Raw genomic sequence first — 23167 nt, 5'->3', positions numbered from 1 at the left:
CGAAGCCCTTCTGTAAGCGTTTTCATCCGACATTTCCGCACATCAGCTATGGCAACTATCCTGCAACAACTTCCGCGCGGCCAAAAGGTCGGCATCGCGTTCTCAGGCGGCCTGGACACCAGCGCAGCGCTGCACTGGATGCGCATCAAGGGGGCGATCCCGTATGCATACACGGCCAATCTGGGCCAGCCGGACGAGACCGACTACGATGACATCCCGCGTCGCGCGAAGCAGTATGGAGCAGAAAACGCAAGGCTGATTGATTGTCGCGCGCAGCTTGTCGCAGAGGGCTTTGCCGCGCTGCAGTGCGGCGCGTTCCACATCAGTACCGCCGGCGTCACCTACTTCAACACGACGCCGTTGGGCCGAGCAGTGACCGGCACGATGCTGGTGGCGGCAATGAAGGAGGATGGTGTCAACATTTGGGGCGACGGCAGCACGTTCAAAGGTAATGACATCGAGCGCTTCTACCGTTATGGGCTGCTCGTCAATCCGGGCCTGCGCATTTACAAGCCATGGCTGGATCAGGCGTTCATCGACGAGCTCGGCGGCCGGGCCGAGATGTCCGAGTTCATGCGCCAGGCAGGCTTTGATTACCGGATGTCGGCTGACAAAGCGTATTCGACCGATTCGAACATTCTCGGCGCCACACATGAGGCCAAGGATCTGGAGCAGTTGGACAGCAGCGTGCGGATCGTCGCGCCGATCATGGGTGTCGCGTCGTGGCGCGACGACGTGCAGATTGCCCGCGAGGACGTGACCGTGCGGTTTGAGCAGGGTCTTCCGGTGGCGATCAACGGCGTCGAATTTGATAGCGGCGTTGAGCTACTGCTCGAGGCGAACCGCATTGGCGGACGGCATGGATTGGGCGTGAGCGACCAAATCGAGAACCGGATCATCGAGGCGAAGAGCCGCGGCATCTATGAAGCGCCGGGACTGGCGTTGCTGTATATCGCCTATGAGCGCCTGGTCACGGGTATCCACAATGAGGATACGATCGACCAGTATCGTGACAACGGTCGCCGCCTTGGACGACTGTTGTACCAGGGCCGCTGGTTTGATCCGCAGGCGATCATGCTGCGTGAGGCGTCGCAGCGCTGGGTTGCGCGTGCGATCACCGGCGAGGTGACGATCGAGTTGCGTCGCGGTAACGATTATTCGATCGTCAACACCCAGTCGCCGCACCTGACCTACCAGCCCGAGCGGCTGACAATGGAAAAAGGTGAGTCGACGTTCTCGCCGTTGGACCGCATCGGCCAGTTGACGATGCGCAATCTCGATATCGCCGATACTCGCGACAAGCTGCAGCTCTACGCGAAGACTGGCGTGCTCGGCGCCCAAGGCGGGATCTCGCTGCCGCAACTGGAGCAAGGCGAAGGCCGGCGCGGCGACGACGCGGGCCAGTAACGCCTCGCTGCGCCGCATCCATCGCAAGGCGAGCAGCACCGTACTCTAATTTTCAGGGATGAGGCAGCATGGTTACGTCGAGCTATACGGATACCCGACTTCTCATTGACGGCCAGTGGTGCGATGCGGCGAGTGGCAAGACGCTCGACGTGGTCAATCCGGCGACCGGCCAAGTCATTGGCCGTGTCGCACACGCCGGCATCGCGGATTTGGACCGTGCGTTGGCGGCCGCGCAGCGCGGCTTTGATACCTGGCGCAAGGTACCAGTTCACGAGCGCGCGGCGACGATGCGCAAGGCCGCGACGCTGGTGCGCGAGCGCGCCGAAGGGATCGCGCGGTTGATGACACAGGAGCAGGGCAAGCCGTTTGCAGAAGCGCGCATCGAGGTGTTGTCAGCAGCCGATATCATCGAATGGTTCGCGGATGAAGGGCGGCGCGTATATGGCCGCATCGTGCCGTCGCGCAATCTTGCGGTGCAGCAGTCGGTGCTGAAGGAGCCGATCGGGCCGGTTGCTGCCTTTACGCCTTGGAATTTTCCGGTCAACCAGGTCGTGCGCAAGCTCAGCGCGGCGCTCGCATGCGGATGCTCGTTCCTTGTGAAGGCACCGGAGGAAACGCCGGCGTCGCCGGCGGGGCTGCTGCAGGCATTCGTCGACGCCGGCGTGCCGGCCGGCACCATTGGACTCGTGTTTGGCGATCCCGCGGCAATCTCGAGCTACCTCATTGCGCACCCGGTGATCCGCAAGGTGACGTTTACCGGATCGACGCCGGTCGGCAAGCAGCTCGCGGCGTTGGCCGGCGCGCATATGAAGCGTGCGACGATGGAGCTGGGTGGCCACGCGCCGGTGATCGTCGCCGAGGACGCCGACATCGCACTGGCGATCAAGGCGGCCGGTGGGGCAAAGTTCCGAAACGCGGGGCAGGTGTGTATTTCGCCGACGCGTTTTCTGGTACACAACAGCATTCGCGAGGCATTCGAGGCGGCACTGGTCAAGCACGCACAGGGTTTGAAACTCGGTGACGGGCTTGCGCAAGGCACCACGCTCGGTCCGCTGGCAAACGCGCGTCGTCTTACGGCAATGACACGGATCGTCGAGAATGCGCGCGCCACCGGCGCGACGGTGGCTACCGGCGGCGAGCGGGTCGGCTCCGCAGGTAATTTCTTTGCGCCGACGGTATTGACGAATGTGCCCCGGGACGCAGATGTGTTCAACCAGGAACCATTTGGGCCTGTTGCCGCGGTCCGCGGCTTCGACCGGCTCGAGGACGCGATCGCCGAGGCGAATCGGTTGCCGTATGGTCTTGCCGGCTATGCGTTTACGCGTTCCGTGCGCAATGTGCACCTGCTGTCTCATCAGCTCGAGGTTGGCATGCTTTGGATTAATCAGCCTGCGACGCCGTGGCCTGAAATGCCGTTTGGCGGCGTCAAGGATTCGGGGTATGGGTCCGAGGGTGGGCCGGAGGCGATGGAGGCTTATCTAGTCACCAAGGCGGTGTCCGTGGCGGCGGTTTGATCTCGCCGTGACGCGGTCGCGGTCGCGGTAGTCGGACGCTCGGCGGTGCTGGATGTGCTCGGCAGGGCTTATCGTGCCGCATCCACATTGCATTAGACCGACGGATGCAGCGTATCGTACCATTTCAGGTAGAAGTGGCGCCGCGGCGATTTTCTGCGTGGCATCGACCGCTAGCGGCTCGCCGCGGATTGCGCGCCAATTGTCGCGCAGCGGCGCAAGTTCTGGAAAGGTGTGGCTGTCGAGATGGGTCCCGCGCCTCACGCTCGAGAACAGGTAGCACAGGCAATGGATCGGTGCCATGAACGTCGAATGGTCGGACCGCTGGCGTCAGAAGCCAAACCGCATACGCCCGCGTATCGACACGTGGAACGCACTGGCCACAAACCAGAAAAGCACTATCCAACGCATGCAAATCTCCGAATCATCCTCCACGCGAGGCCGGCGGCCGGTGCCCCCCAGTCTGGCCACCCGAGGCTGTCAGGAGCGGAAATCGGATAAATCCGCTCAAAATATTCATAAACCTATGAACTTAATGGCCTGCTTCATCAGTAGGAGCGGCGCGGCTTGTTTGCTGTGAAGCGGCGCGGGCTGCGCATCGGTGCCGTTCAACTGTGCATCGCCACGGTTGCCAGAGCGAGGATGCGAGCCGGGGCGGTAGAATTCAGTTTTTCCTATAGTCTACGATAACTGATTTGACAGCGATGTCGATGAAAAACAGCGCCCCGTCGAAAGGGTGGCATACGATCCACCCCGCAGATATGCGGCGCAAGGAACTCATGAATGTCGGCGCCAGGCTATTTGTGCGGAACGGCATCGACAAGGCGACGACTGACGACATCGTCATCGAGGCAGTCAATTTGAAGAGCACGTTCTATCATTATTTTAAGTCGAGGAATGAACTCGTTGACGCATGGCGGGAGCGATTTTCGACTCATATCCGCGAGCAGACGCAAGTTGCGAGGGAGGCGATGTCAGATGGCGACTGGAACGGCAAGCCGCGCGCATGGGTGAGCACGCCGATCCCAGTCCCATCAGTGATGGCCTGACGACGTTGTTTGCGAGGATGCTGGCGCGCGGAGCGCTTGAAGTGCCGCGCGGTTTGCGTTTAGTTTAGCGTTCGCTATGTTTTACCGGTCTGCGTGATGGTTGTGGTCCGTCGCGGTGGCATTGGCCGGGTGCAGGGTTGCGCGCGATATTTGCAGGGGGAGCCATGTCCGTGCTCGACGAATCTCGGCGCCATGTGGGCGGCGACGGTGAAATGGCGCAGCGGATCCGGGCGTTCGACTGGTCCGTGACCGAATTGGGCTCGATCGAGCGCTGGCCGCAGAGCTTGGTGTCGGTGATGCAAGTGGTGCTGGCCTCTCCAGTGCCGATGGTGGTGCTGTGGGGCGCCGATGGCTACATGCTGTACAACGATGCGTATGCGATATTCGCCGGCGGCCGGCATCCGTATTTGCTCGGCTGTCCGGTCGAGCAAGGCTGGCCGGAAGTGGCTGCGTTCAATCGCCGCGTGCTGGAGACTTGCCTTGCCGGCGGCACGCTGACGTATCGCGACAAGGAGCTTGTGCTGCTGCGCGACGGCAAGCCGGAGGACGTTTGGATGGACTTGTACTACAGTCCAGTCGCCGGCGACGATGACGTGCCTGCGGGCGTCATCGCGGTAGTCGTGGAGACAACCGAGCGCGTGCAGACCGAGCAATCGCGGCAACGCGCAGAGGTCGCGCTGCGGTTGGCCAACGAGCGGTTGCAACTTGCGCTCAATACCGGCGCGGTACTTGGCACGTGGGTCTGGGACGTTGGCTTCGGCACGGTCAGCGGCGACGAACGCTTTACTCGCACCTTCGGCGACGTTTCACAACGACAAGTCCGCGGCATTGGCGATCTATTGTCCATTCAGCAGGTCGATCCTGATGACGTCGCCCAAGTGCAGGCGCAGATGCTTGCGTCGCTGTGCTCGCGAACGCCGTTTCGCGCCGAATACCGGATCACACGCGCGAACGGCGAATTCCTTTGGGTGCAATCAAGCGGACAGTGGGAGCTGGATGCGCACGGAGGGCCGCGCCGGCTACCCGGTGTGCTAATCGACATTCATGAGCGCAAGGTCGCGGAAGCGGCATTGGTGCAATTGACGGCCACCCTGGAGCAGCGGGTCAAGGACGCGGTTTCTGCACGGGCGGCGGTGGAGGCGCAACTGCGGCAGGCGCAAAAAATGGAGGCGCTGGGCAGCCTCACCGGCGGCGTTGCCCATGACTTCAATAATGTCTTGCAAGTGATCAACGGCAACCTGCAAATGTTGTCGGCGGAACTGGCCAACCACCCGGTCGCGCAACGTCGGATCGCAACCGCGGCGGAGGCAGTGCGGCGCGGTGCCCGGCTCGCATCGCACCTGCTCGCGTTCGCGCGACGCCAGCCTTTGTCGCCATCGGTGGTTTGTCCGCGGCAGTTGCTTGAAGGCATGGACGAGATGATTCATCGTTCGCTTGGCGAGACGGTCAATATCGATACGATCGTGCCGGATGACTTGTGGAATGTGCTGGTCGATCGCAATCAGCTGGAGAACGCGCTGCTGAATCTGGCCATCAACGGCCGCGACGCGATGCGTGGCGAGGGCACGTTGACGATCGCCGCACGCAACGTGGTGCTGGACGGCAAGCCGGACAATGGGCACGGCGGTGGCGGTGACACTGAGGTCAGGCCGGGCGAGTACGTTTGCTTTTCGGTCTCGGATACCGGTGTGGGCATGTCTGCCGAGGTGCTCGAGCATGCCTTCGAGCCGTTCTACACGACTAAGCCGGAAGGCCATGGAACCGGGCTGGGCTTGAGCATGGTATTCGGCTTTGTCAAGCAAAGCGGCGGTCACATGGAAATTGATAGCGTGGTTGGGCGCGGCACAACGGTCGAGTTGTTTTTTCCGCGCTCGCTCGAGACGCCGTGCATAGACTCGCCCGTGACGCCGGGCGGCGTGCCGCGCGGTAACGAGACGGTGCTCATCGTTGAGGACGATGCGGATGTGCGCCTGACCGCCGTCGATATGATTGCGCAGCTTGGCTACCAGGTGTTGACTGCGTCGACTGGAGACGAGGCCAAGGCGATATTGCTCGACGACGCGCGCATCGACCTGCTGTTCACCGATGTCGTGATGCCGGGGGACGTGAAGAGCCCCGAGCTTGCTCGTCTTGCTGCGCAACGGGTGCCGCCGGTGCCCGTGGTGTTCACGTCGGGCTACACGCGTGACGAGATCTTTCATCATGGCCGGCTCGATCCGGGCGTGACGCTGCTGGCCAAGCCGTATCGGCGTGATGAGTTGGCGCATAAGCTGCGCAGCGCGCTCGAAGGGCAGTTTAGGGGACGCATGACGCCTCAGTCGGCACTGCCGCCCGGCGAAAACGAGTCGCCATCGCCGTCAATCTTACCCGCTGAGTCGGCATCGCCTTCCCCATTGCCATCACTTGCGGCGACACAGTCCGCCGCCCTCGGGCCGTGCGACGAAGAAGGGCAACTGCCATATCATGTGCTCCTGGTAGAAGACGACGCACCATCGCGTGAGGCGATGCGCGACCTGATTGAGGTGATGGGGCTGCGGTGTTGTGCGGCCGGCAGCGCGGAGGAAGCGCTGACGCGGGCCGCGGCGCAGCGCTATGATGTCTTGCTGAGCGATCTCACGTTGCCCGGCATGGCTGGCGATCAGCTTGCATTAGCGCTGCGGCGTACCCAGCCGCATGTCCATGTGTTCCTGATGTCAGGGTACGGGCAATGCGCGGATGTCGACCCATTGCTCAACGATGTTCCCGTGCTGCAAAAGCCACTGGACGTAGTGGCGCTCGGCCGTCAAATTGCAGCGTGCTGCAAATCGGCGTAGCGGCGTTGCCCGCGGGCTGTCGGCGCAAGCCGGTGTGCCGGTTGACGCCGGCTGAGAGGCTAGATGCATGAAGTCCTCCGCGCAATGGACGGTTTGCTGGCAGCGGTGGCGGGCAGGCGCGCACTCGCTGCCTGCCCGCGCAGCGTTTGCCTACACAATGTTGCAAGCAACGCCTGTCTGCGTAGAATCGCGTTGAGCAAATGTCAATGCCGAGGCCAATGGTGAGTCTGAGCGAGCGGCGGCTCCACTACTTTCATGCGGCGCTCACGGCCGGCTCGATGCGCGCCGCTGCCGAACGGCTTGGCGTGGAGGCATCGGTAATCAGCCGGCAGATCCAATTGCTCGAGAAAGAGTTGAATGTCACGCTGATCGAGCGGCGTGGGCGCGGCGTCGCGCCGACCGATGCGGGGCGCCTAGTGCTGCAGGCCTACGAGGAGCGGCGCCTGGTGGAGGAAACACTGCGGCTGCGCCTGGACGAACTACGTGGGTTGGAGCGAGGTGAGCTGACGATCGTGACCGGCGAGGGCTTTGTGCGCGAATTGATGTCCAAGGTGATGGCGGCATTCTGCGCCCGGTATCCAGGAATCAACGTGCAGATGGAGACGGTCCGGGCGGAAGAGGCGGTTGCACACGTGGTCGAGGACCGGGCGCATCTTGGCTGGACGCTGTGTCCGCCCGCCCATCCGGCGGTGCGCATCGTGCACGAACGGCCGCAGCCGCTGTGCGCGATCATGGCGGCGGCGCATCCTTTGGCGGGGCCAGCTGCGCGGGTGTCGTTGGCTGCCGTGGCGCAATACCCGCTGGCGCTTGCGCCAGCGGGCACCGGCCTGCGCGCGCTGACGCATCAAGCCGAGGTGGCAGATGGGATCCGGCTCAATGCCGTATTTTCGGCGAATTCGATCGATGCGTTGATGCACTACGTTGGCGCGGGGCTGGGCGTGACATTCCTGTCAGTCTATCCGGTGGAGCGCGAGCTGGCCGCTGGTGTGCTCGTTGCACGGCGCACGACCAACGCCGTGCTCGAGCGCGCCAAGGCTCAGCTATTCGTGCGGCGCGGCCGTCGCTATTCGGCCGCCGTGCAAGCTTTTTTCGCGCAAATGCGGCAGTCCGGCCTGTTTTAGCCGGATGGCTGCCGCGCTTGCGCTCGATATTGTGACCGCGATGATCACCCGTGTCGGCAGGGCGGCGGCAGGAGCGGAAATCCACATTCCCTTTTCACTCGCCTACTACTGAAGCTATGGCATGATTTTGCCCGATACTAGGCACTAACCTTATTCATACAATTTCATAACATCCTCTAATTGGCTGAGTACGGACTGCGCGCGCTGTGCTGGCAGTAGGCGCAGCAATGCCGGCTCCAGTAACTGGAGTCCATATGCGTGATGCTCGCGCGGTAACTCTGCCCACCCCTTTGAAAGAAAGCATAGCGCAATTTCCAACTGCTCGTCAGGCAGCGACAGCGCCACATCACGCAGCTGCGTGTACTGTGCGAGCCGCTCCGCGTGCGGCAAAACCCATATGGCACTGGCTAGCATGCCAATCGATGCGCCTTGAACAGAGCGCGGCAGCTGCAACGCGTGTTCGCGTAACACTGCATACAGCCCAGGGAGGCGGTCGTCTCTTCTACCAAAGCCAAGCATTTGTCTACACAATACCGGGATCAGCTCCGCTTGCTCGGACACCCTCAAGGACCCAAGCCGAGCCACGAGCGCCTGATAACGCTCGACAAACTCAGCTGAGCCAGCCAACAAAAATATCAAACAGTTAGCCAGTTCCGTCCAGACATTATCCTCCTGGGGTGCACGCCGCTGCGCCATCGCGTAAGCGAAGTCGAATAATTCATCCCGATGGTTCCAATTAAAACCGGGCAATGAGTACAATAACAGCGCTTTTTGTATCTGCACGCCATCCTTCGGAATGCGCTGCGCCGCCGCGTATATGCGCTTGAAGGCTTCGCCTTGCTCGTGATACGGCAACGCGTCCAAATGTTGGCGCAACGCCTCAAGCGGCTCGATGTGCTGCGCCGGATGGGCGAGCGTGCCATCCATCTCATTGAGCAGCTGGTTGACTGACGCGAGACTGACGACTTGGTTGGCTCGTTGCCAGTAGCGGTAGACTACGCGCCGACTGTGCATCGCATGATACGTACGACGATCGACTGCTGAAAAATTTCCCACGTCTTGGACGGGCACGTAGTCACCGATCTGCTGGATGAGTTCGGACGGCAGGTTATGATATGTCGTGGGCCGGCTAGCCGACGGGTTCACCAGCCCACCGCTTGCTGGTTTCAATGTCGGCGGAGAGGCCGATGCGGCAGGCTGCGGACACGACTCCAACGCACAAACGTAGGCTGGGTAGTCGTTCAAAGCGGCATGCAGATCAAAATCCATCGGTAAGTTCGGCAATCGATAAAAAAACGGCGCAATACGAAGCGAGGCCACACAGCAGGCTAGCCGAAAACGGGAAGCTGAGCACAGCGATGAACTGTGAACGCCATGCTCTTGGTGGATAGTGCAATGCCGATATGCGGAAGCTGTTACATCCTCTGTTGGCAACTCACAATTTTAAAGAAGCTTGGGCGAAGCTGGCAATGGTAACCAGCACGCAGCCGAAACAACGTGCGGATCGAATAAGTGATGGTGCAAGTTGAGTGACACTTCACCATCTCAGGCCTCATCGTACACCCGTAGCTTGGAAAGCACGAAGTTTGTCTATTGCGCGCGGGTCGTCGGTAAAGGTAGAGAAAATTTATTACACAATCTTTACGTAGAGGCCGCATGGGAGGGGGTGCCCGCGGACACAATAAAGAATTCAAAAGATTATGCAAGTGAATCCTTACCAAAGAAATAGTTCTTTGCCAAAAACAGGATCTAAAAATCAATGTGATGACCTAAAAACTTGACGGTATTGAGTCGAAGATTCCATCTGGGCTGAAAATGATCAAAAAGATATTCGAAGATTTGTCTAAGGCATGATACTCTTGCGCAATGCTGGGGATCATTAATAGGCGAGTCGTCCAGTAAGGTTGGGCAGCCTTACCCCTTCGTCTCGCTGAGATTGACGTTATTTCATTGCCGGTGCGGCCGTGTCTTGATCCAATCGACGATTGGCTGGCGACGGCGCTCGCTATCTAAGATCGCTTTAGAAAACGAAAAATAAAGTACGTTTAACCGGCAACGCGTTGTCGGAATGAGCATGGGCTATGGTGCAGCGAACGGTCCATCCGTGTGCCGGGAGCGTTTGACCTCGTCGCTCCGAAGATCGATCGAAATGGTTGCGATCGAGGCGTGGCGCAGGCTATCCCGCATGGTTGTCAGCTCCGCGTCGCGAGCGAGCGCATGTGTGCCTTGGGTATGGCGTATCCGGGCAGGGCTGGGGCAACGCAACTTTTCAGCCAGTACGGGATGATCGGTGCCGATGATATCGGTGGCCTGGCGGAAGAAGCGGCGCATCACGAACTCTCCTCGGAAAGCCGTGCTGCAACGCCCGCTACCACCTCTTCAACGATCTCCTGCAGCTGCGTCGGTGTGCTACCGTCCCGTGCCTGGACCGACATGCCTTGCATGACGGCAGCCAGATAGCGCGCCAAACGTTGAACCTCGTGCACCCCCGCAAAGGGCTGGAGCGCTTGCGCAATCCGTTCACGCATGGCCTCACGCCGCGCGGCCGCGTCGCGGGCGAGCAAGGCATGCTCCGGGTGACATGCGATCATGCCGCTTGAGATCAAGCAGCCTCGTTCAAGTTGAGGGTGGGTGACGGCGCTCACGGCTCCCTCAAGCAATACCCGCACCGCCTGCGCCAGCGACGCTGCCGAGTTGATGGACGCCACATCGAGGCGTCCGAGCGTCGCCTCATAGCGGCTCACCGCTTCCCGATAGAGCTGCGCCTTGCTGCCGAAGGCAGCATAGAGGCTTGGAGGCGCTATCCCGATCTCCTTCGTGAGATCGCCGATCGACACCCCCTCATAGCCGTGCCTCCAAAACAGCCGCATCGCAGTGTCCACCGCCTTTTCCCGGTCGAAGCTCCAAGGCCGCCCGCCCCGCGATTTTGAGTCTCGTTCCATAGCGACACTAAACAGCCCTTGACACGAAAAGTCAAGCCTAGTTAAATATCGATCACTAAACAACATGGAGCGACACTCATGAGCCACTCAAGACGTACCTTCCTCGCCGGCGCGGCCGCCCTGGCCGCCTCAGTCGCCTATGCGGCACCTCGAGGGGCTACCGCATCCGTCGACAAACCGGGCGCCTTTTCGGATATGGCTGTACCGTCGCGCGAGCCGTTCGTCGTGCGCTCTGCGGATGGCGTGATGCTGGCGGGCGAGGCACAGGGCGACAGCCAAGCGCCCGAGATCCTGTTCATTCACGGCTTGCGTCAGAGCCGCCTGAGTTGGGAGAAGCAGTTCGCCGATCCTGCGCTCAGGCACTTTCGCATGGTCGGCTTCGATCTGCGCGGCCATGGTGATTCCGACAAGCCGGTTTCGCTCGAAGCCTATTCCGAGGCTGATCGATGGGCGGACGATGTCGCCGCCGTTATCGCCGGCGCCAAGCTTCGCCGACCGGTGCTGGTGGGCTGGTCGCTCGGCGGCTTCGTGGCCGGCGCGTATCTGCGCAAATATGGCGGCGCCGCCATTGCCGGCGTCAATCTGGTCGACGCCGTCACCAACCTGTCGCCGGATCTTCTCACCGCGGAGGCGGCTGCATTCACCAGCACCACCACCTCTCACGATTTCGCCGTACGGACCGCGGCCACGGCCGAGTTCCTCGCCGCCTGCTTCCACCGGCCGCCGACCGAAGTGGAGATGCAGCGCATGCTGGTCGTCAACGGCATGACGGCACGGGCCGTGAACGAGGGCTTTATCAAGACGCAGACGCCCGATTTCGAGCCCGTCTTTAAAGCCTATTCTGGACCAATCTTGTTAACCCACGGCCTTCATGACCGGCTCGTGCGCCTGGCGATGTCGGAACGGATCAAGTCGATTCACGCGAACAGCCGTCTGTCGCTTTTCTTCGAGAGCGGACATAGCCCCTTTTACGAGGAGCCAGTGCGTTATGGACAAGAACTTGCGGGGTTCGTGACAGCAGCCAACCAGGGCTGAGAAGATCGCCGTGAACCTGGATCAATAGCACAATCCTGCCAATCTTTCCGCAGCCGATAGTGCCGAGCCTGACGCGACGCCACCGTTCTTTCCAGGCTTGCGCACGCTGGATATCGATGCCGGCGGTGTTCGCTTGGCCGGCAGCATCGGCGGTGCGAGGCCACCCGCCGATGCTGCTTCATGGTTCGTGCTCAGGCGTGGCGGTGTGTTGGTCTCAACGGTTAGCTTGCCGGATACGAAGCGCGGCCAACGTGTCGACGCGATCGGCAAGCATTTCGCCGCACGCTCCAACGGCGCTTGGTTGTCCACACTCGCGTTGCTTTATTAGATAGGATAACTAAGAATTAATTTTGATCTCGTGTATCCGCTATCCGCTTGCCCGTGTCGGCGAAGCGATGGCAAGAAACATGGCGCGTGTATGTGGGACTATCGTCGCCATCCATGCTGTCAACGCGTTGCCTGTCGCTATGATAGCTGTGGACGCAGTCGCTCGATCAAGCCCGTGGCCAAGACGGTACCGACCAGCACAATGGCGCAGCATTCTATCATCCATATTGATATGGATAACGAAAGAAATAGTGAATCCCAAAGGATGCCGAACACCGGGATTACGAATGTGGCGGTCATCGCCTGAGCCGGCCCGCCGGCATTGAGCAGGCGAAAATACAGCACATAGGCAACGCCGGTGCACGCCACGCCGAGTGCCAGCGCCGCGAGCCACGCCCGCATCGAAACCGGTGTCGCTGGCCATGCCCATGCGGCGAGCGGCAGCAGTACGATCGATGCGCCGACGAGACTGCCGGCCGCGATCATCAAGGGGTCGATGTCGGACAAATAGCGCTTCGTATAGTTGGCCGCGATACCCAGCAGCGCCGTGGCGGTGAGTCCCGCGCCGGCGGCTAGTGCAGTGGTCCGCGCGCATGGCGCTGCACCTGCGAAGCTGCCCGTTGCACTGATCTGACTCCCGACCATTAGCGTCACACCGGCGAAACAGAGCACGATGCCGGCGATTCGCATGATGCTGGGCCGGTCCCCGAGCCAAAGGAACGCGACCAGCGCGCCCCACAGCGGTGCGGTCGCGTTGATCACGCAGGCCAGACCCACCGACAGAGCGGGCACGGCATACGCAAACAGGCAGAATGGCATCGCAGCATTCAGCACGCCGAGCACGAACAACGGCCAAAGCTTGCGTTGCGAATCACGCCATTTTCCCTTCACGCCTTTCCGCACGATCAATAGCGCGATTAAGAAAGTGGCGCCGATCGACACACGCAACGCCACCATCGGCACGACGCCGAACTCCGCAACGCCGATGCGCACGAAAAGAAACGACGTACTCCAAAGTGCTGCGAGCGCCAGCAAGTTGGTCAAGTCGAACACCGCTCGGGAGATCATGCGGAGCCTTCGCCGGGTGACCGGCATTGCACGTTGCACGCATCGGCAAGTCCGGATGGAACAAGGGCAACTAGTCAAGCGCCACTGTGAGCAGATTATGCGAAAGCGCGAGCAGTATTGATGGGGTCAGCGGAGGCGGTTATGCTTTCGGCGGATAAAGCATGGTAAGCGCAACAGCCGCTGGCTTGTTGTGAAGGGCAGCCTATGGGTAGACTCGCCATTTACCATGGTAGTTTTTTGTACCATGATAACACCAACACTTTATTACAGTTTGGTGTGCCTCGCTATTTACCGAGGGCGGCACGTTGTCGGTGGCGCTGCTGCCGTATGTTGCGTTGCACTGGGGTTGGCCGTTCGCATGTTTGGCAGCTGGCGTGAGTGTGCTAGCAGGCGCGATGGCCTGTATTGCGTTTCATCGTGTCCGGCTAAGCATGCCTGCCAACACCGACGCAGGGGACGGCGCTGCCCTGTTGTCTTTGACCGGTCGGTGTGCCAAGATACGGCACAATGCGGCTGCATTGATCGTCGAGGGGATCTTCGACGTCACGGTTTTCATGGCGGAAAAGATCGCCATGTTGAGCCGGTCGATCCGCGGCGTCTGCATAAGCTCAATCGCGTTGCGCACGATGTCTGCTTTCTACTCAAGCTCGGAAAGCGTTCGAGGTCGGAAGATATTGACCACCGCGTCGGTGATGAACAGCGACTCCGGATTGACCGGCACGTCCATCATGAAGACATGACTTAGTCAACGCTCGGTGCGAATGCCGGTGTCCTTGTGCACAACTTCGGCAAGCAGCTCATTGGTGTATGGCTGCGCTTGTCGGTCGCGCTGCATTAAAATTTTGTATCACTAATGAATGCGCTACATCATTAGCTTCCTCAACTTGGCGGTAAGCCCCACCGGTATCGCGGCAAACGCCGGAGCCGCACGCTATGCAGGCTCGAGCATGGCGACGCTTGGTCAGAGCGCACGCAGGGCTGCTCGCGTTGGGGCTGCACAGCGGTGCTGTCCATGAACGGACGCTAATGGACGGCGTGGCATTCCGGGTGAAGCGCATCAGCAGCTGCTGGTGTTGCTTCTGGGCAGCGAATTGCCGCTGCCCGACGACGCCCAAGTGTTGGAAGAGGCCCGTTTCGTGGCTGTAACCGATCGAATCCTGGCGCTGCTTGCCGCGTGCCATGACTTTCCAAAGTCCACAACCGGTGCGGTCAATGCTGTGGTCCGGTACAGCAAGCTTGACGGCGGTGTTTCGTGATAGAAATGCAAGGATCTCGACCCACTGCGTCGGAGGATGCCTTGTCGATACTTTACTTATGTCGATACGTAACCTGTTTCAACGATGCAGGGCGGCTTTTGTAGAGGTGCTTTACGGTCCACACAGCGCGCAACCGTAAAGGCGTTTTCCAGCGACGCGGCGGTCGTTCATGGACGCGTCGCTGGTCTGTATTAGCGTTAGTCGAGGGCGGGCTTCAAGTTTGGAGCAGCTCCCTGAAAAGCGGTTCGGTTAAATTCGTCAACCAATTTTTGGTAGGCCTCCTTTTGCTTGCCAGTCATCGAATCAAATTTCTTATCAAAATCATCCTTATTAAAAGCGCCAGAAGCCACAGCGCCAGGAGCATTGACACTCATTGCTATCCTCCAACAAAGTAGGGGCCAGAAGGCCCTAGTGGTGTGTACGCGGGTGTTCTCCGCGACACTCACTATGACGGAGCGGCCATTGGCGCACGATTGATTCGCGAAGGAGGCGGTTCGAAAGCGAACATCGAGCCGCCGGCTCGGGATGTACAATGGTCATTAATCGACGTGGCAGGTCCCCGGCGTGCCATCGGGTCGATGTGTGCCGGACTACGCCACCCCTTTGCAGACAGAGACGAAATGTCCCGCACCGCCGCCTTTCGACAACTGCATCAATCCGGCTGCGTCGTCTTACCGAATGCATCAGCCGTAGGGAGCATCCGCTATCTGCAACTTCTCGGTTTCGGGGCGATCGCAACGACTAGTTCCGACTTTGCGTGGTCGCGCGCTCGTATGGGCGACATAGTCTGCCGCGGCGTCGTGCTCGGGCATCTGCGTGAGATTGTTGCGGTGACTGACCTGCTGGTCAATCGAGGACTCCAACGGCGACGAGACTGCACCGCTGTTTCCGCGGGATGTCGCCGTGCAACGCTCGCGGGCGGCATGGCGCGCGATCGATGAAACCGGTGGCGATACGCTGCCGTCGCGGCACGCCGGCAGCCTGTCGTGCAGCCGGCGTGAGATCGGGCCGCGGTGGTTACGCGGGGGAGGCCGCGGCGACCGCGCGTTTCAGGAAGTCGAGCATCGGCGCGTCGGCCCACGCGTCCTCAAGCAGCTCCGGTTCCTGCTCGTGTGCCAGCCTGAAGCGCGCCTGGGTGGCAGGATCGTCGCCGGCGTAGGAACGGAACAGCTCAAGCCAGCGTTGTGCGAGGCGCCGTACCGCAGGGGCGGACGGTTCGGCGCCTTGCTCGATCTGCGTGCGCAATGCCCCGATCAGCTCCGGCCACTCATGCGCGCGCTTACTGTAATGTGCGCGCATGTAACGCACTTCATCAGGCAGTAGGTATTTCTCGTACAACGCCATTTTTGTTTCCCAACTCGCCTGCAGCACATATTGCAGTAGGTCCGGCGAAATGCCAGTCTTGCTCTGCATGGTGGGCTCGGCTTCGTACATCCGGTTCAGCTTCGCGAGTAGTCGAGGATCGCCGCCGGTGTCGCGCTGCACCATCGCCATCCACCGCTTGGCTAGCGCTCGCGCGTCGTCGCTTTGCGGTGGCACGCCCTGTGTAATCAGCACACGCGCCTGCGCAACCACTTCGCGCCATTCGTTTTCGCGCGCCTCGTCGAGGCGGTACAGCGGCAAGCGATTCAGTTCGTCGTCGGAAAAGTACTTTTCATACACGGTGATCATCTCCAAAGTGATTAGCCAGTCTGACTGGTCTGGATCGGTTCCCACCAACAACTGTTCGTGCAGGCGCGCAAGCTGCTCGCGCAACAGACGCGCTTGCGTAAGTTGTGCATCGAGCGTGCCGATCTGGCGTTGCACGATAGTTACCAGCGAATGGTCCGGCCGATCCAGGCAAGCTCCGATGTCGGCGAGCGACATGCCAAAGCGACGCAGCGCATGTATCTGGTACAGGCGCGCGACGTCGTCGCGGCTATAAAGCCGGTATCCCGCTTCGGAGCGTGCCGAAGGCTTCAGCAAACCGATCGCGTCGTAGTGGTGCAGCGTGCGTACCGTCAGTCCGCTGCGTTTGGCCAACTCTCCCACCGTCAAGCGCATTTGCCTTTGCCTCCGTTTCCAGCGTTTCAAAAAGATGAGCCCTGACGTAGCGTGAGGGTCAAGCGGAAAGTCGTCAAGGCGGGTGAGCGGCCCTCATGCAGAACGTTTCTTCGCGCTGCTATGGCGTTGTCAAGCCACGGGACGGAGGCGGCATCGCGCGTCGTGACCATCAGGTGTAACGCGTCCAGTACTCCGTGGTCGGTTGCAGCATTGGGCGCGTCGCCTATCATCTGCATGACGAAGGTGAGGCTTGCTTGCCGGGCAGGCAGCGGGATGTCGCGCATGCCGTCGCGCATTTTCAGTGTAAGACTGGCGTGCCAGCGCCTGTGCGGCAGAAGGGGGAGCTGATGACAGTGATCAGCTTAAGCGGCTAGCGCTCGTCTACCGGTGCGTTGCACCGACGTAAACGTCCTATTCAGACATCGCGTGGGGTCCGCTCGTGCAAGCATGCCGGTGGACGATGTGCAACGTGCGCCCAGCATCGCTCCATGGGCTTGCGGCCACGCTGCTGCGCGAGCAGCACGCGCTGCGGGATGACGCCGCGACTAAGGAGCGCCAAGGCGCGGTTTCGGCCGGACTCGCGTAGACTGTGCCAAATCCGCCCGTTCGCCGACTCGACTGCTGGCTACGACCCTCGAAGTACCTTTACGTAAGGAGGCGTCACGCATGCATGCACTGCCTTTGCCGGACACCGGCGCCATTGACCTGCCTGCCAGTGCCTCGGTGCGCGATCTGCGCCGTGTGCCGATTCACCCGGACCACTGGTATCCGTTGGCCTGGTCTCACGAGGTCAAGCGCAGCAAGGCGCTCGGTGTACAGTTTGCAGGCGATCCGATCGTGCTGGCGCGCACCGCGTCCGGCAAACCGCACCGGCAAGTGCCGCTGCATGCGGGCGTGGTCGAAGGCGAGTCCATCCGCTGCGGCTATCATGGCTGGGCTTACGATTGCGGCGGCCACTGCATCGACGTGCCGTATTTTGGGCGGGAGCGCTTGCCCAATGGGGTGCGCGCCTATCCATGCCGTGAAGTGCACGGCCTGATCTTCGTCTTTCCGGGCGAGCCAGCTTTAGCCGACGTGCGGCCACTGCCCATGCTGTCCTCGGTGGGCGACAGTGCGTACAAGACGCGTCGCTTTGGCCGCGAGGTCAAGTGTCACTACTCATTCATGCACGAGAACTTGATGGACATGAACCATCAGTTTCTGCACCGGCGGCAGATGGGGCAGATGCGCGCACGCTGCGTGGGCCGAAGTCATGGCGAGGACTGGGCGGAAGTGAACTACACATTTGCGCGCATGGCGGGCAGCCAGCCGATGGGTGAGGCGCTGGTGTTTGGCGCCAGCAAAAATGCGGGCGGCCAAGCCGACAAGAGCGTGATGGCGGTGCGCACCTGTTATCCATATCAGACTTTGCAGATCCGGTCGGGGGACGGCACGCTGGTCATGGATTTGTGGATCGTGTATGTGCCGCTGGATGCGGCGCAGCGTACCAACCGCACGTTCGGCCTGCTTTCCATCCGTAAGCCGAAAATACCATTCGCGCTGGACCTGGCCTGGCCGTTGCTAATTTGGTTCACCGAGCGCATCTTCAAGGAGGACCGCTGGGTCGTGGAGCAGGAGCAAGAAGCCCACGACAGGCAGGGTGCGGATTGGAACCACGAGGTGTTCCCAGTGATCAATGAGTTGCGCGACTTGCTGCGCCACTGTGGCGGCCACACGGAGATCCCGATTCGTGAGGTGGGCAACAGGGCTTGATGTCCAATGGGTCTTCGTTGTTTTAATCTAGCTTATTTCGTTCTCGACACCGCCCGCGGACGTCGATTCGCGGTCCGAGACAGCTTTGCAGGAGGATGCCGCATGCACTTAGCGAGCCGGATCGAGCTGATGCCAATGGAATGATAACCCGAGGCGGCTATGCTTTAGTCGAATAATGTATTGGTCGCACGTAGGCGGGTGGGGCGCCGGCTTCAACGCGTAACGGGGCCTTTCGTAACGCGTATTGATTACTTCGATATCTGGCCAATATCCGTTTGACGATAGGCTGCGACACTTCGCTTGTTCGGGCAGCCCACCCATTTGCCGCTCTGCGGTGTTCCGTGCCTCCTATGCGGCGCTCCACTGCATCAAATTTGCCGCAAATCCTAATTAGCCAATAGATTATGATTAGTTCCCTCTGGATCCGTTTAACTCATATTTCACGGTCTTTGCTCAGGCAGGACTCCTTCATCGAGTGGTCGCGTCATCTTGCGTTATGTTCGCCTCCTTCCAAAAATAATTTTACTCCACTCTGGCTGGTTTTGTTTGCTGGGGGCAGGACAGATAACCGAAGCAAGCTATTTTTTCTGTATGGGATTACATCCGCTTATCGCTTTCCGCCCTTGCGCTTGGTTCCCAATGCAGGCTGCTGCTTCCCTGAATTTAGTGAAGTTGGCTGGTTCATTCTGAGGGTCTCACCTCGAATATACAGTTCGTGGCGCTAAGAGTTTTTTGGAATATCAGTTAGCAAATGATGAGAGGGGATCGGCACAGTGGTGTGCAACGACAGAGGCTGATCGGCACGCTTTACCAAAATCCAGCAGCAGGGTGCGTTACACGTATGCGAGACGCTGGTGCAGATGTGCTGCCCCGGCAAAGGCAAGACCCACAAGGTGTACCTGCAAATTTATACGTTGCCATAGTTCATCGGAATGTGCTCTATTATTTAGAACTATGTTGTAAAACAGGATTGGATTCATCAAAAATTTGCGCACGGACGAACCACTCGGATTGTAAGTTGCTGGGATACTCGAGCGGTCATCACGTTTGCGCTATGCACCGGTTAAGCTGGTGATGCATCGGCGGTGCGAGTTGTTCAAGGTTCTGGAGGTGGTCAATCTTCTGGAGGCGGTCAATTGTGCACTGCACCTGGACGATGTAAGCGGGTATGCCAATAGCGTGATGACATGATGGACAAATGCCGCAGTTCAAAAAGCTTGAAGTTTTGTTGAACTTGTGAGAAATTTTCAATCGTCCAAACGAGGGATAGGCAGCGAAATGAGGCATGATGGTTCGCTGAGGCAGGTGCAGTACCGCGGTCTTTGATCCATGCAAGTGATATTTGGGGAAAAATAATGAAAGAGAATACTGGCTTGACTCAGCGACATTCTCCTCAGCTACGCAATACACACACAGCCTCTTCCTCTACTATCCGTTTTGCGAGCACGGCGGTAACGCTGCGTGATGACTGATCAAGCCTATCCATTTTTCTGCTCATTGTTGAACGGCTCATGCTAACGTGTGTCGGCATGATGCGGTGCTTGAATCAGCTGGTGCACGAATTGCTTTGCATGCGAAGCCAAGGTATTCCTTTTTGGGTAGAAAGGTATGAGCGTTTTCGACGACGCATTCGATAAGCTTATTGGCAATGAAGGCGGTTATTCCAATAAATCCTCAGGATCCAGGGGGAGAGACGATGTGGGGCGTGACCCCAACGCGTCGCGCGCGCATGGGGCTATACTGGCCCGATGCGGGAGTTACCACGTGAGACAGCGAAACAGATCGCTAAGGCCCTGTACTGGGATCCATTGCACTGTGACCGCTATGACGCACGGGTCGCGTTTCAAATTTTTGATGCCAATTACAACGGTGGTCACGTTGTTATCTGGATGCAGCAGGCCAGTGGCGCATTCGCTGACGGCAAACTCGGGCCCAAGACGATCGCTGCGGTGCAGGCCGTCGATCCTGAGCTTTTCATTATGCGTTTTATTGCCGCGCGCTTGACCTACTTGACCGCACTGCAAACTTGGCCGAGCTTTGGCCGCGGCTGGGCGCGACGCATCGCGACTAACTTAAGAGTGGCAGGAGCCTGACCATGTTACCGATTGTTCTCGCACTCGCGCAGTTCGCGCCGCAGATCGCGCATTGGATTGGCGGCAGTCGAGCCGAGCAAGTGGCTCAAAAAGTGGTCGATATCGCCCAAACTGTCACGGGCACGAGCACTCCGGAACAGGCACTGGCCGCGATCCAGGCAAACCCAGACCTTGCTTACCGGTTTCAGGAGTCGATCGTTGAGAGCCAGATTGATCTGCAACGCATTGCAGCGGATGTGGAAAAGACGCGCATTACGGCCGACGTGGAAACTGCGAAGACGAATGCGGCCGATCGCGCTAATGCCCGGCAAATGGCTTTGACTGAGCACGATCACACTCCGCGTAACTTGGCCTATCTGTACACAGTTGGCTTATTCTTGGTGATTGGTGCGCATTTCTGGTTGTTGTTCGCTCGCATACCCGTCAATCCGATCGCCTTTGGCGTGCTTGGCAATATTGAGGGGGTGCTAATTGCGATGGTGCTAGGAGCAAAAGAATTCTTTTTTGGCTCGTCGTCGACGGCAACCAAGCAGGCGGCGGTGATTACCAGTTTCGCGACTGATCCGGACACGCATGTGACGACCCAAACGATGAATGGTGCACCGACGTCTGCTCAAGCAACGTTGCCCACTACAGCGAACGAAAAATCATAAATATTAGTTAAATGATGCAAGCGAGTGAAGTGGTTTATGTATTAAGTAAATGAATGCAAGTGTAAAATTTAAAGGCGTATCTCATACGAATTGGCGTATAAGCAACCGCTTGTTCAAAGCAGAGGTAAGTAATGCATCTTTGCTTGATGTGGAAAGTAGTTGAGTATCAGTTAAATAGGATGGAAAGTACTAGTTACTACAGCGGCTGTAAAAATTGTAACAAATGAAGCCATTCCCGCTTATCGATTCAAGATGGTAGTCGGCTCTGAGGAAACGGCGTTTAGTGCCGTCTCGAGTCTGGAATTAGGGTGGAAAAAATTAAGTATAAAGATGGAACAGGATCGCGCAGCAATTCGATGGTCAAATCGCTTCGTACAGCGGTAGCGTCAGAAAGTCGATGAACGTGTCCGATGTCGACATCTGCTCGAAGATCTGCGCGGCCCGGTCGTATGGCGCAGTGTCGCCGCCCACGACGGCCTTGACCTTGGCGAGTTCCTCGACGCCCAGCGCACGCACGAGTTCCGCGCTCACCTTGCGGCCGTCATCGAGCTTGCCCTTCGGCGAGCGGATCCACTGCCACACCTGAGAACGCGAGATTTCAGCGGTCGCCGCGTCTTTCATCAGGTTGTGAATCGGCACGCAGCCGTTGCCAGCTAGCCACGAGCCAAGGTAATGGATGCCCACGTTGATGTTGTTGCGCAAGCCGGCTTCGGTAATCGGCGCTTGCGGGCGGAAGTCGAGCAGATCCTTGGCGGTGACTTGCACGTCGTCGCGTTGTTTGCTGATCTGGTTGGCCTTGTCGCCGAGCACCTTGACGAACTCTTCCATCGCGATCGGCACCAGACCAGGGTGGGCGACCCACCCACCATCGTAGCCATCGCCCGCATCTCGGGCCTTGTCCGAACGCACGCCGGCTAACGCCTTGTCGTTGGTAGCCGGATCGTTTTTGATCGGAATCAGCGCGCTCATGCCACCGATCGCCGGTGCGTTGCGCCGGTGACAGGTCTTGACCAGCAGCAACGCGTATGCCCGCATGAACGGCGCAGTCATCGTCACCTGGGCACGATCGGCGAGGCAGAAGTCGTTGTCGGTCTTGAATTTCTTGATTGCCGAGAAAATATAGTCCCAGCGCCCGGCGTTCAGCCCGGCGCTGTGTTCACGCAGCTCGTACAGGATCTCGTCCATCTCGAACGCGGCGAGGATGGTCTCGACCAGCACGGTCGCGCGGATCGTGCCGCGCGGGATGCCGATGGCCTGTTGCGCGGCGACGAACACATCATTCCACAGCCGCGCTTCCAGGTGGCTTTCCATCTTCGACAGATAGAAATACGGGCCGGTGTCACGCGACAGTTGCTCCTTGGCGTTATGGAAGAGGAACAACGCGAAGTCGAACAGAGCACCAGACACGCGTTGACCATCGACCGTCACATGCTTCTCGTCGAGGTGCCAGCCGCGGGGGCGCACCAGCAGCGTCGCGATCTTGTCGTTGAGCCGGTATGACTTGCCGTTCTGCTCCAACGAGATCGTGCGTCGCACCGCGTCCTTCAGGTTGATCTGGCCTTGGATCTGGTTGTCCCAGTTCGGCGCGTTTGAGTCCTCGAAGTCGGTCATGTACGAGTCCGCGCCGGAGTTCAGCGCGTTGATGACCATTTTGCGCTCAACCGGCCCGGTGATCTCGACACGACGGCATTGCAGGTCGGCAGGCAGCGGTGCGACAGTCCAGCTGCCCTCTCGAATGGCTTGAGTTTGGGGCAAGAAGTCGGGTCGTTCGCCGGCATCTAACCGCTTTGCACGCTCCACGCGCGCAGCCAACAGGGTTTGGCGGCGCGCTTCGAATTGACGGTGGAGTTGGGCAACCAACGCGAGTGCGTCATGCGTGAGGATCGCTTCGAAGCCCGGCTTGAGCGGAGCGTGAATCTGCACGCCTTCGGGTAGCGAGGGAGTCGGGTGTGCCATGATTTCTCCTGGTCGGTCAAATTTATTTAGCGGTACCAATAAGCTAGGTGAGACGCGCGTTCGATGAACGTGATCATGTCCCTGCATGCCGGATCCGGTATCGGCCGGCTCGATGCTGAGTCTCTCGGCAGAAGCGCCCGC

Annotated in this window: 20 protein-coding genes and 1 pseudogene; 12 read left to right on the top strand and 9 right to left on the bottom strand. The window is 59.5% G+C overall.

Annotated elements, in window-relative coordinates; all coding sequences use genetic code 11:
- Positions 1-48 precede the first annotated feature (48 nt).
- The 5 genes from argG (at position 49) to RBRH_RS13785 (ending at position 7901) form a co-directional block, all read left to right on the top strand.
- Entirely contained in the window at positions 49-1407 is a 1359-nt protein-coding gene (gene argG / locus RBRH_RS13810; RefSeq protein ID WP_013428704.1) for an argininosuccinate synthase, read from the top strand.
- A gap of 68 nt (positions 1408-1475) precedes the next feature.
- On the top strand, positions 1476-2921 hold the full coding sequence (locus tag RBRH_RS13805; RefSeq protein ID WP_013428703.1) for an NAD-dependent succinate-semialdehyde dehydrogenase: 1446 nt from the start codon (positions 1476-1478) through the stop codon (positions 2919-2921).
- Between the two features lie 707 nt (positions 2922-3628).
- On the top strand, positions 3629-3967 hold the full coding sequence (locus RBRH_RS13795) for a TetR/AcrR family transcriptional regulator (RefSeq protein WP_013428701.1): 339 nt from the start codon (positions 3629-3631) through the stop codon (positions 3965-3967).
- Positions 3968-4131: 164 nt separating this feature from the next.
- Positions 4132-6780, top strand: coding sequence for a hybrid sensor histidine kinase/response regulator (locus RBRH_RS13790; RefSeq protein WP_049786539.1), 2649 nt, complete (start codon positions 4132-4134; stop codon positions 6778-6780).
- Between the two features lie 218 nt (positions 6781-6998).
- The gene (locus tag RBRH_RS13785) at positions 6999-7901 is read left to right on the top strand and encodes a LysR family transcriptional regulator (RefSeq protein ID WP_041754784.1); all 903 of its coding nucleotides are present in this window, start codon (positions 6999-7001) and stop codon (positions 7899-7901) included.
- Between the two features lie 150 nt (positions 7902-8051).
- On the opposite strand, the gene RBRH_RS20585 is transcribed toward RBRH_RS13785, so the two are convergent.
- The 3 genes from RBRH_RS20585 to RBRH_RS13770 form a co-directional block, all read right to left on the bottom strand.
- Complete coding sequence (locus RBRH_RS20585; RefSeq protein ID WP_041754782.1) at positions 8052-9170, bottom strand: hypothetical protein; 1119 nt, start codon at positions 9168-9170, stop codon at positions 8052-8054.
- Between the two features lie 810 nt (positions 9171-9980).
- Positions 9981-10232 (bottom strand): site-specific integrase, encoded by a 252-nt coding sequence (locus tag RBRH_RS13775; protein WP_049786538.1) that lies wholly within the window; start codon positions 10230-10232, stop codon positions 9981-9983.
- Positions 10232-10843 (bottom strand): TetR/AcrR family transcriptional regulator, encoded by a 612-nt coding sequence (locus tag RBRH_RS13770; protein WP_041754779.1) that lies wholly within the window; start codon positions 10841-10843, stop codon positions 10232-10234. Before RBRH_RS13770 ends, RBRH_RS13775 begins: the two co-directional genes overlap by 1 nt.
- Positions 10844-10921: 78 nt before the next feature.
- On the opposite strand from RBRH_RS13770, the gene RBRH_RS13765 reads away from it, so the two are divergent.
- The gene (locus RBRH_RS13765) at positions 10922-11878 is read left to right on the top strand and encodes an alpha/beta fold hydrolase (RefSeq protein WP_013428693.1); all 957 of its coding nucleotides are present in this window, start codon (positions 10922-10924) and stop codon (positions 11876-11878) included.
- A gap of 21 nt (positions 11879-11899) precedes the next feature.
- Here the strand turns inward: RBRH_RS13765 and RBRH_RS17920 are convergent, their stop codons facing one another.
- Positions 11900-12187 carry a hypothetical protein gene (locus RBRH_RS17920; protein ID WP_013428692.1) on the bottom strand — a complete coding sequence of 96 codons (288 nt, stop codon included), beginning with the start codon at positions 12185-12187 and terminating at the stop codon, positions 11900-11902.
- A 156-nt stretch (positions 12188-12343) separates the two neighbouring features.
- Positions 12344-13273 carry a DMT family transporter gene (locus RBRH_RS13755; RefSeq protein ID WP_041754773.1) on the bottom strand — a complete coding sequence of 310 codons (930 nt, stop codon included), beginning with the start codon at positions 13271-13273 and terminating at the stop codon, positions 12344-12346.
- Between the two features lie 431 nt (positions 13274-13704).
- Between RBRH_RS13755 and RBRH_RS13750 the strand changes: the two genes are divergently transcribed.
- Positions 13705-14013, top strand: a complete 309-nt coding sequence (locus tag RBRH_RS13750) for a hypothetical protein (RefSeq protein ID WP_232509381.1) — start codon at positions 13705-13707, stop codon at positions 14011-14013.
- 330 nt (positions 14014-14343) lie between these two features.
- A complete protein-coding gene (locus tag RBRH_RS13745) occupies positions 14344-14529 on the top strand; it encodes a hypothetical protein (protein WP_013428689.1) in 186 nt (61 codons plus the stop codon).
- A 197-nt stretch (positions 14530-14726) separates the two neighbouring features.
- Here RBRH_RS13745 and RBRH_RS19330 read toward each other — a convergent pair whose 3' ends face one another.
- Positions 14727-14903, bottom strand: a complete 177-nt coding sequence (locus RBRH_RS19330) for a hypothetical protein (protein ID WP_157864538.1) — start codon at positions 14901-14903, stop codon at positions 14727-14729.
- Between the two features lie 204 nt (positions 14904-15107).
- Here RBRH_RS19330 and RBRH_RS19325 point away from each other — a divergent pair, with 204 nt between their 5' ends.
- A complete protein-coding gene (locus RBRH_RS19325; protein WP_415878042.1) occupies positions 15108-15470 on the top strand; it encodes an isocitrate lyase/phosphoenolpyruvate mutase family protein in 363 nt (120 codons plus the stop codon).
- Between the two features lie 76 nt (positions 15471-15546).
- On the opposite strand, the gene RBRH_RS13740 is transcribed toward RBRH_RS19325, so the two are convergent.
- Together RBRH_RS13740 and RBRH_RS19320 are read right to left on the bottom strand one after the other, a co-directional pair.
- A complete protein-coding gene (locus RBRH_RS13740; protein ID WP_041754766.1) occupies positions 15547-16572 on the bottom strand; it encodes a MerR family transcriptional regulator in 1026 nt (341 codons plus the stop codon).
- 26 nt (positions 16573-16598) lie between these two features.
- A complete protein-coding gene (locus tag RBRH_RS19320; protein WP_041754764.1) occupies positions 16599-16856 on the bottom strand; it encodes a hypothetical protein in 258 nt (85 codons plus the stop codon).
- A 382-nt stretch (positions 16857-17238) separates the two neighbouring features.
- On the opposite strand from RBRH_RS19320, the gene RBRH_RS13730 reads away from it, so the two are divergent.
- From RBRH_RS13730 to RBRH_RS13720, 3 genes and pseudogenes are all read left to right on the top strand, one after another.
- Positions 17239-18324, top strand: a complete 1086-nt coding sequence (locus tag RBRH_RS13730; RefSeq protein WP_013428684.1) for an aromatic ring-hydroxylating oxygenase subunit alpha — start codon at positions 17239-17241, stop codon at positions 18322-18324.
- Positions 18325-19932: 1608 nt separating this feature from the next.
- Positions 19933-20417: pseudogene (locus tag RBRH_RS13725) on the top strand (glycoside hydrolase family 108 protein).
- 2 nt (positions 20418-20419) lie between these two features.
- Positions 20420-21070: a hypothetical protein gene (locus RBRH_RS13720; protein WP_013428681.1), complete on the top strand. Its 651-nt coding sequence runs from the start codon at positions 20420-20422 to the stop codon at positions 21068-21070.
- A gap of 360 nt (positions 21071-21430) precedes the next feature.
- Here the strand turns inward: RBRH_RS13720 and aceB are convergent, their stop codons facing one another.
- Complete coding sequence (gene aceB, locus RBRH_RS13715; RefSeq protein ID WP_013428680.1) at positions 21431-23026, bottom strand: malate synthase A; 1596 nt, start codon at positions 23024-23026, stop codon at positions 21431-21433.
- Between the last annotated feature and the right edge of the window lie 141 nt (positions 23027-23167).

The organism is Mycetohabitans rhizoxinica HKI 454 (assembly GCF_000198775.1).
GTDB classification, from domain to species: Bacteria; Pseudomonadota; Gammaproteobacteria; order Burkholderiales; family Burkholderiaceae; genus Mycetohabitans; species Mycetohabitans rhizoxinica.
This window is presented reverse-complemented; position numbering and strand designations above follow the sequence as displayed.